This window comes from Streptomyces smyrnaeus, assembly GCF_017676345.1.
GTDB classification, from domain to species: domain Bacteria; phylum Actinomycetota; class Actinomycetes; order Streptomycetales; family Streptomycetaceae; genus Streptomyces; species Streptomyces smyrnaeus.
In genome coordinates this window covers 164,342-177,644 of sequence record NZ_JAFFZM010000007.1, presented here as the reverse complement: position 1 = coordinate 177,644, position 13,303 = coordinate 164,342, and the positions used below count along the sequence as shown (strand labels likewise).

12 protein-coding genes are annotated in these 13,303 nt (G+C 69.2%); 11 read left to right on the top strand and 1 reads right to left on the bottom strand.

Annotation, left to right across the window (positions count from 1 at the left end; translation table 11 throughout):
- Nucleotides 1-119: 119 nt before the first annotated feature.
- The 9 genes from JW613_RS13830 to JW613_RS13790 all read left to right on the top strand — a co-directional run bounded on the left by JW613_RS13830 (nt 120) and on the right by JW613_RS13790 (nt 9,037).
- On the top strand, nt 120-1,403 hold the full coding sequence (locus JW613_RS13830; protein WP_209211102.1) for an MFS transporter: 1,284 nt from the start codon (nt 120-122) through the stop codon (nt 1,401-1,403).
- Nucleotides 1,404-1,918: 515 nt separating this feature from the next.
- Nucleotides 1,919-2,275: a FluC/FEX family fluoride channel gene (locus JW613_RS13825; RefSeq protein ID WP_209211101.1), complete on the top strand. Its 357-nt coding sequence runs from the start codon at nt 1,919-1,921 to the stop codon at nt 2,273-2,275.
- Nucleotides 2,276-2,582: 307 nt separating this feature from the next.
- Nucleotides 2,583-3,527 carry an MIP/aquaporin family protein gene (locus JW613_RS13820; RefSeq protein WP_209211100.1) on the top strand — a complete coding sequence of 315 codons (945 nt, stop codon included), beginning with the start codon at nt 2,583-2,585 and terminating at the stop codon, nt 3,525-3,527.
- Between the two features lie 782 nt (nt 3,528-4,309).
- Entirely contained in the window at nt 4,310-6,553 is a 2,244-nt protein-coding gene (locus JW613_RS13815) for a sensor histidine kinase (RefSeq protein ID WP_245225584.1), read from the top strand.
- The gene (locus tag JW613_RS13810) at nt 6,550-6,951 is read left to right on the top strand and encodes a roadblock/LC7 domain-containing protein (protein ID WP_209211098.1); all 402 of its coding nucleotides are present in this window, start codon (nt 6,550-6,552) and stop codon (nt 6,949-6,951) included. The genes JW613_RS13815 and JW613_RS13810 overlap by 4 nt, the downstream gene beginning before the upstream one ends.
- Nucleotides 6,951-7,322, top strand: a complete 372-nt coding sequence (locus tag JW613_RS13805) for a DUF742 domain-containing protein (RefSeq protein WP_209211097.1) — start codon at nt 6,951-6,953, stop codon at nt 7,320-7,322. The genes JW613_RS13810 and JW613_RS13805 overlap by 1 nt, the downstream gene beginning before the upstream one ends.
- Nucleotides 7,309-7,899, top strand: coding sequence for a GTP-binding protein (locus tag JW613_RS13800; RefSeq protein WP_209211096.1), 591 nt, complete (start codon nt 7,309-7,311; stop codon nt 7,897-7,899). The genes JW613_RS13805 and JW613_RS13800 overlap by 14 nt, the downstream gene beginning before the upstream one ends.
- A 608-nt stretch (nt 7,900-8,507) precedes the next feature.
- Complete coding sequence (locus JW613_RS13795) at nt 8,508-8,768, top strand: hypothetical protein (RefSeq protein ID WP_209211095.1); 261 nt, start codon at nt 8,508-8,510, stop codon at nt 8,766-8,768.
- 125 nt (nt 8,769-8,893) lie between these two features.
- Nucleotides 8,894-9,037, top strand: a complete 144-nt coding sequence (locus tag JW613_RS13790; RefSeq protein ID WP_209211094.1) for a hypothetical protein — start codon at nt 8,894-8,896, stop codon at nt 9,035-9,037.
- A gap of 790 nt (nt 9,038-9,827) precedes the next feature.
- Here JW613_RS13790 and JW613_RS13785 read toward each other — a convergent pair.
- On the bottom strand, nt 9,828-10,439 hold the full coding sequence (locus JW613_RS13785; RefSeq protein ID WP_209211093.1) for a SigE family RNA polymerase sigma factor: 612 nt from the start codon (nt 10,437-10,439) through the stop codon (nt 9,828-9,830).
- Nucleotides 10,440-10,889: 450 nt separating this feature from the next.
- On the opposite strand from JW613_RS13785, the gene JW613_RS13780 reads away from it, so the two are divergent.
- Nucleotides 10,890-11,801: an alpha/beta hydrolase family protein gene (locus tag JW613_RS13780; RefSeq protein WP_209211092.1), complete on the top strand. Its 912-nt coding sequence runs from the start codon at nt 10,890-10,892 to the stop codon at nt 11,799-11,801.
- A 64-nt stretch (nt 11,802-11,865) separates the two neighbouring features.
- Nucleotides 11,866-13,065 carry an alpha/beta hydrolase gene (locus JW613_RS13775; protein WP_307865886.1) on the top strand — a complete coding sequence of 400 codons (1,200 nt, stop codon included), beginning with the start codon at nt 11,866-11,868 and terminating at the stop codon, nt 13,063-13,065.
- Nucleotides 13,066-13,303: the final 238 nt, after the last annotated feature.

The following is a 13,303-nucleotide window of genomic DNA, read 5'->3' as shown; positions in this document are numbered from 1 at the left end:
TCCGCCCCGGACCACTGCCCGGGGGTCCGGACCGACTCGACCAGGAGTGGCCGGTTGGAGGCATTACCCGGCAGATTATCGATACCCGCCGCGAGGTGACAGCCTCAAGGATGATCCGCATGCAACGGAACATCATCATCCTGCTGTGCATCGGGCACGCCTGCGTCGACGTCTACCAGGGCTCAGTTGCGGCCCTGGTTCCCCTGTTCATCGCCGAGCGGCACTACGAATACGCGGCCGCGTCAGGCATCGTCACCGCCGCCTCGCTCCTGTCCTCAGTGACTCAGCCGGCCTTCGGCGCGCTGAGCGATCGGAGGCGGATGCCGTGGCTGCTGCCGGTGAGCACCGCGATCAGCGGGGTCGGGATCGCCGTCAGCGGGATCGTGGGCGAGTACGGTCCGACCCTGGTCTTCATCGCTCTCGCCGGGATCGCGATCGCCGCCTACCACCCCGTCTCCACGCAGTTGGCCCGGACGGCGAGTGCTGGAAGCCACCGTGCGATGAGCTGGTTCTCGCTGGGCGGGAACCTGGGCTTCGCGGCGGCCCCACTGATGGTCGCAGCAGTGGCGGCGTCGGGCGGGCTACGGTTCACACCCCTGCTGCTCGCACCGGCAGCCATCGGCGTGCTGACATGCGTGCCCGTGATCCGCCACCTCGGCCGGACTTCTCGGCCGGCTTCCCGGAGCGAGACAGCACCCCGCACGCGCCGCCAGGACTGGCGCTCCTTCGGACGACTGACGGTGGCGGTGGCCTGCCGCTCCATCGTCTTCGTCGGTCTGAGCACGTTCGTCGCCCTCTACGCGCAGCAGAAGGTCACCGGAAGTGTTGCCGGTTCGGCGGCCGTCTTCGCGCTCTACGCCGGTGGCGCGGTCGGGACCCTCCTCGGAGGGAGGCTTGCCGGACGCTGGGACCGCATCGTTGTGAGCAGATGGTCCTACATCGGTGCCGCAGCGTCGGTCGGCCTGCTCCTCCTGGCTCCCGGTGGGCTGATCTACCCCTTCATCGTGCTGACCGCCGTCGGGCTCTACGTCCCGTTCTCCCTGCAGGTCACTCTGGCTCAGGACTATCTGCCCAGGAACGCCGGTACGGCCAGCGGCGTCACCCTCGGACTCGCCATATCCGTCGGTGGCGTCTTCACACCGCTGCTGGGCCTGCTCGCCGACCACACAACGCTGCACACGGCACTTCTGCCGCTCGCCGCGATGCCGCTGTTGGCATGGCTGGCCCTTCGAGGCCTCCCTGAACCCGAAACTCCCGGAGCAGCCCGGGCGAGCAGCGAACGCAGCCCTGGGGAACAACGCGGCGCTGGGGGACATCGAACGGCAAGAGCCCTCCCTCGCCCCGTGCCCACCGACTGCTCCCTGCCCACAGACCGAGCCGCTACCAGCAACGAAGACTCGTGACGCTCATCCCTGATCCACCTGTCCTGGGGTTCCAGCGCAACGTGGTCGTGCAGCCGAGGCTTGACATCGCAGGTGTCGAGCAGCGCCTCGTGCTTCTTCTCGCGTGGTGCTCATCCGCGGAGCAGGCACGGTCCGTCCCCTGGCCGGTGCCACCCGGACCCGGCCGTGGCCGTGGCTTACGCGGTCGTTGAGCTGAACGAGTGAACGCGAAAGGCCCCGGCGACGGGTTGAGGTCCATGCAGGAGGCCGCTGGGAGGGCGCGGGATCTGGGGCCTGGGCAAGGTCTTCCACCACTTCACGCTGAACAGCGAGGAGACCGGCCGGCTGCGCAACAAGACCGGCGCCACCCGACTCGGCTTCCCTGGCGGTCGACCTTTCAGGTGAATGTTCGATCCGATCGCCATCGCAGCTCCGCCCGGAGCCCATCAGTCGGCCACACTCCATGTCGGTAGGCCGCCCGTTCCGCAGATTTCCCCACCCCCTCCGGAACCATGCTGAGAGGAATGCGCCCCGTGATGCCACTGATGATGCTCTTGGGGGCGGTGGGCGGAGCCGCATTGCGTTTCGGCCTCGAAAAGGGGCTCTTCAAGGTGTGGCCCGGCGAACCTGTTCCGTGGGCCGCCTTTGCGGTCAATTTCAGCGGCTGTATCGCGCTGGGCGTCTTTCTGGGGAAGGTGGTCGCCAACGACCTGCCCAGTCCGATGTTGGTGCTCTTGGGTGGAGCCATTACAACGTTCAGCATCTTCGGGCACGAGCTCCTGAAATTGACGCAGGGCGGGCTGTACGGGACCGGGCTGCGAGTGTTCACCGGCTGGGTGGTCGGTGCAGGGGCAGCCGTCGTGGGGGTGTTCGTGGGAATGCACGGAGCTTAGGCCGCCCCTGCCCGATCAGCTTGCGGAGCCTTCTGGAGCAGCACCGGCCTGCGGCGAGTCCGGGAAAGACCCGCCGCCACGGATTGCGCCCGCCATCGCCGGACTCCTGACCGGCAGCCTCACGCGGGCTGTTGCGCTGTTTCTGCCCGCACATGTCGAGTCGCGGTCGCCGCGGCGCGGATTTACTGTGGCGACGCGGTTGACGCGAGAAGGGTGGCGGGAAAGCAGGCCCGTGCCTCCCGTATCCGCCGCATCACGGCGCGGGCAGCTGTGCCAGGACGCGACCGGACGAGTGTGGGAGGATCACATGGCCGTCGAAATCCAGCCCCTGCTGAAGTCCTCTCGGCTGAAGCGCCGCGGAGGCCTGTGGGGTGAATGTCTGGCGGAGTTCCTGGGAACGTTTGTCCTCGTCTCCTTCGGCTGCGGCGTGGTGGCGATGGCGGTCGCGGCGCTGCCGGGATCAGGGCGCACTTCAGGGCCCACGACGTTCTTTCTCGGCGCCGGGGACTGGCTGCTGATCACGTGGGGCTGGGGAATGGCCGTGGCGCTGGGTATCTACGTGGCCGGCGGCGTCAGCGGGGCCCACATCAACCCGGCAGTGACGCTGGGTTTCGCTGTTCGGCGTAAATTCCCCTGGGCGAAGGTCGTCCCCTACTGGGCGTCGCAGGTGCTCGGTGCCTTGGCCGGGGCGGCGCTGGTCTACGCGGTGTACCACGACGCCATCGACACCTTCGATGCCGCCATGAAGGGCCCCAAGACGGGCGGGCACACACTCGCGTCGTTCTCCATCTTCGGCACGTTCCCGGCGCCGTACTTCCATGGCGGGATCTGGGGGCCTCTGGTCGACCAGGTCGTCGGCACCGCCTTCCTGGTCATGTTGGTGGTGGCGATCATCGACCTGCGCAACACGGCCGTGAAGGCGAATCTCGGCCCGCTGATGATCGGGTTCGTGGTGGCTGCCATCGGCATGTCCTTCGGGGCCAACGCGGGATACGCCATCAACCCGGCCCGCGACTTCGGCCCGCGCTTGTTCACCTGGATGGCGGGTTGGAAGGACCTGGCATTTCCGGGCAGCATGCCCGGTTCGTTCAGCGGCTACTGGTGGATTCCGATCGTCGGGCCGCTGGTCGGAGGAGTAATCGGGGTACTGGTGTACGACCTGCTCATCGGGGACGTCTTGCACCTTCGCGCCCAACGGGCCGAGCCGCCCGAGCCCGGCCGGACACGCCCCACCACCTCCGACGAAGGGTAGCCCTGGTGCTGTGACCGGCATGGTTCGCCGGGGGTGATGAGCGGGGCAGTGGCGCTGCTGATCGAAAGACATTTCGAGCAGGGTGACCTCGGTAGCGGTCACGGCCGGCGTTTCGCCGAGGCCGAAGGTCTGCCGGAGCAGCCGGCGGACTGTAGCGCCTGCCGCACGATTGCCTCGGCACTGCTGCTGTGCTCCTGCACGCGGGTGCCGGACTGCACCGACGTGGTGCCGTTGCACGACACCCCCCCCCACGCACCGCACGGCTGGAGTTACCGCCGAGCCTCTTCTGGAGCCACCCGCCGAGCGAGGGCGTGGCGCTGCTGGCGGCGCGCTGCCTGCGCAGCTGCTTTACTGCGGAGGCGGGCTGGTTCGAGCCGTGGGTCAATGGGATGGCCACGGCAGAACAGGGGGGTCTCGCCGTGCGGGGCGGCCGGGATGGCTGGACATCTCGGTTGGGTTTCGAATCGGGCTCCGGCGTGCAACTTCTCCGTCGCCGTACCACATGCTGTCGACGGAAGTCATCTCTCCGTTTCTTCGGGATGGCTGGTTATCATCGTCATCCCCCACGCCGTGCCGAAGCCGAAACCGGACTTCCCCCGGTCCGCACCCCAGGACCGCGTCCGGTCTCGGCCGTTGAGCCGTACCCGCTGTTTCACCGCTCCCGAGGACTGATGGCTCCCATAGAACCCGAAGGCCCGCGAGGGCAGTCGACGACTCGTCGGCGCCGTACCGTGCGCCTGCGCACACTGCTCATTTGGCTGGCAATCGTCCCCATCCTGGCCATGAGCGCCCAAGTCTTCCTGACCGCACAGCCGTTGCTGGAGGAGTCGGACCATCTGCGCACCGACGTGGCGGTCGGTGAGCGGGTCGGCGTACCCCTGTCCAGGCTGATGGTCGAAGTGCAGGCCGAGCGGACCGCGACCGCCGCACGGTGGGCGGGCGGCTCCGTTTCCAAGGACGAGCTGCGCGACCAACGCGCGGCCACGGACCGGGCCGTGGACGAACTGATCCGATCGGCGGACGGGGTCCCGGCCGAGCGGCGCGAGGACCAGAGTCTCCTCGCGAAGCTGAAACGCGATCTCGCGAACCTGGCCGCGTACCGCGAGCGCGCGGACGCCCGCAGCGGAGGCGCGGAACGGACGATCGGCTACTATTCCGGCCTGATCGACCACATCATTCACCTGTATCAGGACGATTTCAGCCACGCGCAGGATGCCGAGTTCATCCAGGAGAGCGGCCTGGTCGTCACGATGTTCTCGGTGTCCGAGATGGTGTCGCGCGAGACCGCCGTCCTCTTGTTGGCCGGGCCGTCCAGGCAGATAAGCCCCTCCGCGTTCACCGAATTCGTCGACTCGGTCGGCTCCCAGCGGTACCAGTACTCCGAGTGGGTCGAGCCGTATCTGACGGCCGAGGACAGAGCGGACTACAACCAGATCCTCGGCTCGGACGCCTGGAAGACGAAGGTCCGCATCGAGAACGCGGTCATCTCCGACCACCGGAACGTCGCGTCCGGCATCAAGCTGCCCAGGGAGATCGACGACTGGCAGGCCGCGCACGAACAGTTCGTGGGGCGCCTTGACGCGCTCAATGTGAAGCAGGCGCGCGCCGTGATCGCACGCGCCGACGCGAAGGCTGCGGACCTGGAGAACGAGGCCATCTGGCTGATCGTCGGAAACGGCGGAGCCGTGCTCGCCGTGGTGGCCGTCATCGTGCTCACCACCCGCTCCGTGCTCCACCGTCTGCGCGCTCTGCACCGGCGTACGGTGGCCATCGCCGAGGACACGCTGCCGGGTGTCGTGGCCCGGCTTCAGCGCGGACAGCCCGTCGACGACGACGCGCTGCCCGCGGTGAGTGGAGACCAGGACGAGGTGGGACGTATCAGCGACGCGTTCGCCCGGGTCGTCTCCGTATCCGTGGACGGACACGCACAACTCGCGGCCGAGCGGCGGGGCTTCGGTATGTTCGCCGCGGGCATCGCCTCGCGGACCGGAAACCTGGTCAGCCGCCAGCTGGCCCTCACCGACGAACTGCAGGACACCTTCGGCCATGACGAGGAGCTGCTCGCCCGGTTGATGCGATCCGACCAGTTGACGGTGGGTATGCGGCGGCAGATCGAGAACCTGCTCATCCTGGCGGGCGGCGAGATCCCCGACCCGCACACCGAGCCCATGCGCGTCGCCGACCTGCTGCGTGAGGCCGCCGCGGAAGTCGAGGACTTCCGGCGGATCGAGCGCCAGTCCCTGGACGAGATCAGCGTGACACCGCGGGTGATCAGCGAGATCAGCCACCTCCTGGCGGAACTCCTGGACAACGCCACCCGGTTCTCCCCGCCCAGGTCGAAGGTGGTCGTACGTGCCGAACTGGTGACGGACGGTCTGTCGGTGGAGATCGAGGACCGCGGACCCCGGGTGACCGCCGCGACCTACGAGGAAATGAACGGGCGTCTGCACTCGGCTCCGCCGTACTCCGTCCTGGCGGAGAACGCGCACCGGCTCGGACTCTTCGTGGTCGGCCATCTCGCCGAACAGCTCGGCGCCACGGTGACGCTGCGCCGCTCGGTGTACGGGGGGACGTCGGCCGTGGTGGTCCTTCCCGAGCGACTGCTGGTGCCGACCGAATCGGTCGGGGCAGAAGCCCGGGCGGGCACAGAAGAGCGGCGCGCGTCGGCGCCGTCCGCTCCGGCACCGGTCCTTCCCGACGAGCGCAAGGACGAGCGCAAGTCCGGGTTGGTCCTGCACACCGAGACCGGACTGCCCAGCCGTGGGACGCCGGCGCGCTCGCCCGACCGGCCGGTGGAGAGCGAGCCTCCGGCCCTGCCCGTGACACGGGACGGAGACACGAAGAAGCCCGCCCTCCCCGAGCGGGTCCCGCAGGCCCACATCGCCGAGCAGCTCCGCACGCCGAGTGCAGCAGAGACCGACGCCCGTCAGGACGCGGCGACGCCCGAAGAGGTGGCCGACGCCTGGGCGGATTACGAACACGGCACCCAGATGGTGGAACAAGAGCTCCGACAGGATCAGCCATGACGACAACGAATGACATGATCTACAGCGTCCTGGACAACAACCTGAGCAGGATTGCCGGCGTCCAGGGAGCCGTACTCCTGTCCAACGACGGGATCAGGCTCAGCTCGTACGAGATGGAACGGGACCGGGCGGAGCGCGTAGCCGCCGCCGCCTCCGGTATCGCGGCCACCATGAAGGCGCTGTCCAGAGAGGTCGACGGCGGCCGGGTGATTCGCCAGCTGGTCGAGATGGATGACAGCTATCTCTGCATCGTCGGGTGCGGGGAGGGCAGCACACTCATCGTGGTGACCTCCCGCAAGGCGCGGCTCGGGGAGCTGGGCGGTGAAGCCGTGCGGACTGCCCAGGCGCTCGGTGAGTGGCTGAGCACGCCTGAGCGCAGCGGGACGCAGCCGTCGTAATGGCGGACGAGCTCGAGCCGCGACAGGGTGGCCGCCGCCGGACGCGGTTGTACGCGCTGACCGATGGACGTACGGCGGCTACCCACACCGTCCTCACCATGGAGACCACCGTCACGGCGGTGCCCGTCGCGGACGGTCACGCCGGTCTGCCCACCGAGTGGCAGGCCGTCCTCGCCATGTGTCCGCCGCCGGGCGGCCTGGCAGTCGCCGAGATCGCGGCGCGCATGCATATGCGTCTCACTCCGACGACGCTTCTTCTCGGTGAGCTCGCGGACCGGGGGCTGATCGAACACCGGTCGCCCCTGGAGGCAACCGAGACCAGCAATGTCCACCTGCTCATGAGAATCAGGGACAACCTTGCCCGGATATGACGCCCCTGCCCAGGAAGCCAACCCCGTCAAGATCCTCATCGCCGGGGGATTCGGAGTCGGCAAGACGACCCTGGTCGAGACGGTCTCCGAGATCGAGCCGCTGCGCACCGAGGAGCGGCTGACGAGCGCGGGCGTCGGCATCGACGACCTCGACGGCATCGAGTCCAAGGCGGTCACCACCGTCGCGATGGACTTCGGCCGCATCACCCTCCCCGACGCACAGGTCGTCCTCTACCTGTTCGGCACACCGGGCCAGGAGCGCTTCTGGTTCATGTGGGACGACCTTCTGAACGGGGCCCTCGGGGCGATCGTGCTGGTCGACACACGGCGCCTCGACCGCAGCTTCCCGGCCGTCGACTTCTTCGAGAACCGAGGACTTCCGTTCGTGGTCGGCGCGAACTGCTTCCACGGCGAACAGCCGTACACCGCCGAGGAGATCCGAGCGGCGCTGCATCTGCGTGAGCCGAACACACCCGTCCTCATGCTCGATGCCCGCTCCCGGGACGACGTGCGTGGCGCGCTGCTCTCGCTTTTGGACATGCTCATTGCCCAAGCGGACGTCGTGGCGCCCGGCTGACAACCCCGCCGCGTCCGAGGTGGGGGTGGCACGAGGGAGCGGGACCTCCGCCGCGCTCCGGCTCCGTGGAGCCACGAGCCGGACAGCGTGCGCGTACGGCGCAGGGGCGGGCACAGCGCTTACGCGGGAGGAGGACCCGTTCGGCGGCCTTGGCAGGCCGGGCGATCTCTTCCGCGGTCGGAGTCGTACGGCCTCGGGAGCGCAGCACGGCGGGGAGACGGCGGGCCGCGACGACGAGGACGCCGTCAATCCCGAACGCGCCCCGGCGGCCGACGGGGGCACCGGGGAGGGCGAGCACCGGCCCGACGTCGACGCGCCCGCTCGACTCCCGGCTCAGGGGCGGCGAGGGGATCGGAAGCGACTGCGCGGAAGCCCTTTCCCACGGAGCGGGTCGCCTGCCGTGGCGGAGCGCGCTGGTGGCGACGTCGCGGTTGCGATCCCTTGTTGTCGCCCGGTCGCTCATCGCCTGGCTGTCTGGCTGCCTTGCTGCCTTCGTGGCTCGCGCAGATGCGCACAGGTCGAGAAAAGTTTCCGTCCGGCGTGAACTTTTGCCCCCGGTCGGCCATCGAACCCCTCGTACGGTCAGGCATTACCTCACGAGGAGATACATGCGTAAGAAGCTCACGAAGGCAGCCCTCGTCGTGGCCGGCGTCGCCGCCTTCTCGGGCGTGGCCGCCGGACCCGCTCTCGCGGCCGACGGCCCCGGCAAGCCCGGGGACGGCATCGCCGACGCGACCTACAAGGTGGGAAGCATCGACGAGTGCAGGTCGTGGGGCGAGAACATGGTCCGGTGGGACTCGAACGACTACGTCGGCTACGCCTGTTGGCAGGACGAGCATGGGCAGTGGTACCTGGACCTGATGCTGTGATCCTTGCGGCCGACACGTAGGACGCGCTTCCGGCACCCTTTTGAAGAGCCGGGAGAGCCGGGAGAGCCGAGCGGGCCGGGCCCCCGAGGCCCGGCCTTCTCGGTCGCGACCGGCTGCTGGACCAGATGGAAGACGGCGAGGAAGTGCTGTTCCTCAGCTCCACCGCCCCGGTCGCGCAGTTGGTCGACCCGGCCGAACTGCGCAGCGTGGCACAGCGGAAGCAGTCGGCGGCGACGGCGACCGAAGAAGGGGTCGGCCCAGCCAGGTGACCGCGTGACAGCTTCTTAGGGGCTGGGCCCCTGACCAGCCATGTTCTGCGCGCCCCGGCAGGAGCCACAAATCATGGCCGGTCTTTCGCAGGGAGGAGTGCGGTGACCTGCGTGTGTTCGCGCCGTGGCGGCGACGGAGAGACGGACGCGGCTCGTGTCGCTCGCCTACGGAGTCCTGCCGGAATGCAGGGAGTCCCTGGGTGAGGGTCACGCACCGAGCGATTCGGACGAGCGCCTCGTGCACGTCGTCTCGGGCCTCCTGGCGCACCATGACCCATGCCCCTCTTATCGCGTGGTCGATGTCACGGGCGCATGGGCGCACGGCGTGTGCGGGTGGTCGCAGCTGGGGACCGGAGGCGGTGAGCGCGCCTCCGCCACTGCTCGGGCCGCCCCGGTTCTCGGTCCTCTTCGGAAGGCGCGGTGCGGAAGGTGCGGGGGCGGGACAAGGTACGGCACAGCGGCCAGGGCCGTCGGTGCCGAGCGGGCTACTCTCTCCGCGGGGCGACCGGCGCCGGGGTCTCCGCCGTCGGAGGAGCGGGAGATCCGCTGACGCTCGGGGGTGAGGCCGGCGGCGTGTTCGCCGGCCTCGGCGGATCGTCGTGGGACAGCAGATGCGGCAGGACGAGCACGACGGTCGCCACCACCGCGACCAGGGCGACTACCGCGGCCTTTCGCAGCCCAGTGCGCACGCCCGTCCGGCGCCCGACCGGTGGACGACGGGACGGCCCGACTTCCGTGACCTGGTTGGCCCGGGCACTGAGTGCGGCACGGAGGCGATCCTCGACGGCTGTCACGGCGTCTGCTCCAGTCTTCTGGCCAGAGCGGCAAGCGCTCGGCTCGCTGTGGACTTCACCGCACCGCGGGACAGCCCCAGCGTCGCGGCGATGTCCGCTTCCGACATGTTCGACCAGTACCTGAGCACAAGGACCTCCCGCTGTCGCACGGTGAGCAGTCTCAGCGCCGCCAGCACCTCCTGGTGCTCTTCCTTGAGGAAGACCTCTTCTTCCGGCGGCGGCGTGGGCAGCACACGCGGGGGCACATACGCGCGCACCGTACGGCGCCTGCGCAGCACGGACCGGGAGGCGTTGACCACGCTGCGCCGTACGTACGCCTCGGGGTCGGCGACGCTGTCCAGTCCGTCGCCGTGGCGGCGGTAGAGGGCGGCGAATGCCTCCTGGACGACGTCCTCGGCCGTGGGGACGTCGTCGACCAGGAGTACCGCCAGGCGCACGAGGTCGAGCCTGCGGTGGCGGTACAGCATGACGATCTCGTCCGAAGCCGCGCTGTGAGGCCGGCCCCGGGAGGCGGTTCCGCCGCGGCCCTGGGAGAGGCGGGACAGCAGCCACCGCCACCCGCCGCGGGGGAGGGCGTCGTCGTGCAAGGCGGCACCGGCGGTCAGCACCCGACCCCCACAGCCGGGAAACGGCACCGGCCCCGTCTTTGAACAACTCGTCCTTCCTCAGGAGGCCGAGGAGCCGCTTCGTCGGGGGGATGGGCGGGTGCTGGCGGGACGCGGTCGTAGCGCACCTTCCCGCAGATCATTTCTGGCATAAGGGCAAACCTGTCGGATGGATCGTGCTGTTCAGGGCCTTGGGAACGGGCCCTCTCGCGATGAAAGACGTGCAAAGGCGCCGCAGGTTGCAGGAGCGTCGCCCACCAGTCGCTCTCGACGCCTTTTCCCGTGGCGGCCCCGGGTGCGGTCACCGGGGGACAGCCCTCGTCGGCAGCCCTACTGCAACCTCGGGCGGAGCCGCACGTCTGTCAGGGCGTAAGGCGGAAAACGTAGACCGGCCTGTGACGTGGAGGCCCTGCCCGCAAGGCGTCCACGCACCCGCGAGATCCGAGGAAGACCGTGAGGAAACCAGGAGTCGTCGCCGTGGCGGCGTTGGCGTGGCTGAGCGTGGTGACCGGATGTTCCAGCCCGGCCGCCGAGTCCGGCGGCAACAAGGCGTCACATGGGGGAAGAAGCTCCCCCGCCCGGACGGAGGATGGCGCCCACAGCCGGGCTCCCGAGTCGCCGCCGGACCACGATCCGGTCCGCTACACGCCCAGCTGGCCCGACCGAACGGTCCGCACGGCCCGCGGCCATCTCGCCAACAGCTGTGTGCCCAAGGACCTGAGGGACAGGGCCACGACTCTCACGACCAGCGACGGGGTCCATCTGTCCGCCCTGGTGCTCGGGAGCGGACCGGACGGCGTGCTCCTCGACCATGAGCAGGGATACAGCGTCTGCTCGTTCCTCGATATCGGGAAGAAACTGGCAGCCGAGGGCTATCACGTCGTGATACCTGAGTACCGCAACCACGGTGCCTCCCAGAAGAGCGCGGACAACGAGCACATCGACCGGGATGCCCGCGCGGCCCTGGCGGAACTGCGGCGCGTGGGCGCCGAACGCGTCTTTCTCGGCGGCGCCTCGTGCGGCGGTACCACCGCAGCCGTCGCCGGCCTCGACACACCGCTGCGTGTGACGGGACTGTTGATGATGTCCTCTCCGGCCCGGTGCGGCGGCGTCGATGCCCTGGCGGCGGTGAAGAAGATCAAGGCGCCGACCCTCCTGGTGGCTTCCCCCGGTGACATGAACGGCAATATCGAAGAGGAAGCCCGGAAGGTGTACGCGGCTTCCGCCGCGAAGGACAAGAAGCTGGTGATCGATCCCAGCGGATATCACGGTACGGACATGATCCGGCGCGCGGGGGCCTCCGGGGCGAAGCTGCGCGCCCGTGTGGAGAAGTTCGTCGTCGCTTCCTTCTCCCGGTCCCGCTGACCCCTGAACACCCGCCCCCGGTCACGCCCCGGGCGTGGCGCGTCCCCTTCCACCGGAGAGCATCGTGAAACACCGTCCGCACACCCTGGTCAACCGCAGATCCGCTCGCTTTCGGACCTGGCTGTCCGCGCTCGTCCTGGCGGCTGCCACGGTCGGCAGTACGGGGACGGCGAACGCCGAGCCGGAGACGGCGCCCGGCACGACGAAAGGCGCCGCTGCCCAGCCCACCGCGTCGGTCACCTACGACCTGGGGGACGAGGTCTACCGCCTCCCGGGAACCGGCGAGCCGGTCGAAATGGCGGGCGCGGTGCGCTATCCCGCCGACCTGGCCCATGGCCGTCACCCACTGGTCGTCCTGCTCCATGGATGGCACGAGACGTGCGCCGACCCCGAGGCGGAAGCGGCGCGCACGGCCGCGGAGCAAGCAGATGACACGGACGCCTACACGGCAGCGAGCAAGAAGCTGTTCAGCTGGCCGTGCGCGGCCGGAACTCCCGCCCTGCCCAGTTTCCGGGGATACGACTACCTGAGCCGACGCCTGGCGAGCCGGGGGTTCGTGGTGGTGTCCCTCAGCGCCAACGGCATCAACGCCTCCTCGGTTTGGGGCGACGACAACGCGGCTGCCCGAGCCGATCTCATCAACCGGCACCTGAAGCTGTGGCAGCGAATCGACCGCGCCGGAACCGGAGCCCTGGCCGGCGCGTTCAGGCATGCGGCGACCGGCCAGCGGGAGAACGTCCCCTTCGCTCACCATCTGGACATGAAGAACGTCGGCATCGTCGGGCATTCGAGGGCCGGAGCGGCGGTCACCTGGCAGGCAGCCGACAGACACCGCAGCCGGTGGCCCGCCGGTGTCCGCGTCACAGCGGCGGTGGCGGTGGCGCCCGCCTACAACGTGATGACCGAGAACATGGCCGAGTACACCGTCACCCGCCTTCCGCTGGCCGTCCTGCGAGGTAGCTGCGACGGGCAGGTCGGCGAGGAGGCGCTGACCTTCGCAGCCGAAGCCGCAGCCGGGAACCGGTACGGCTTCCGCCGGCTCCGCGTCCAGGGTGCGAACCACAACTTCTTCAACACACAGTGGTCCCCTCAAAGCGGTCAGGTCGCCGCATTCGATGACGCCGTGCAGGTCGACAAGCAGCCCGGCTGGTGTACCGACCGCGACGGCGCTCCCGCCGCGCGCCGGCTCACCGAGGCGCAGCAGCGCCGCGTCGCCATCAGCTACATCGACGCGTTCATGCGCCGCAGTCTCCAGATGCGGTAGTCACTCGAAGGTTCGAGACGTCGGAAGCCCCGGCCAGCGTGTCCTGGCCGGGAAGGAACCTGCTTCGTCGCCGTGCATGGTGTGGTCCCCGGCCGTGGGCCGGGGACGTTGGCCGCGGTGGTGATGACCTTTGTGGGAGCCGTCCCCACAGGCCCGCGACCAGTCGATTTCCTCGGCCGCGTTCAGTTCCCCCTGCGTACCGAGCGCTTGGCCGTGCCCCGCGCGGTTCGGGTGAGGC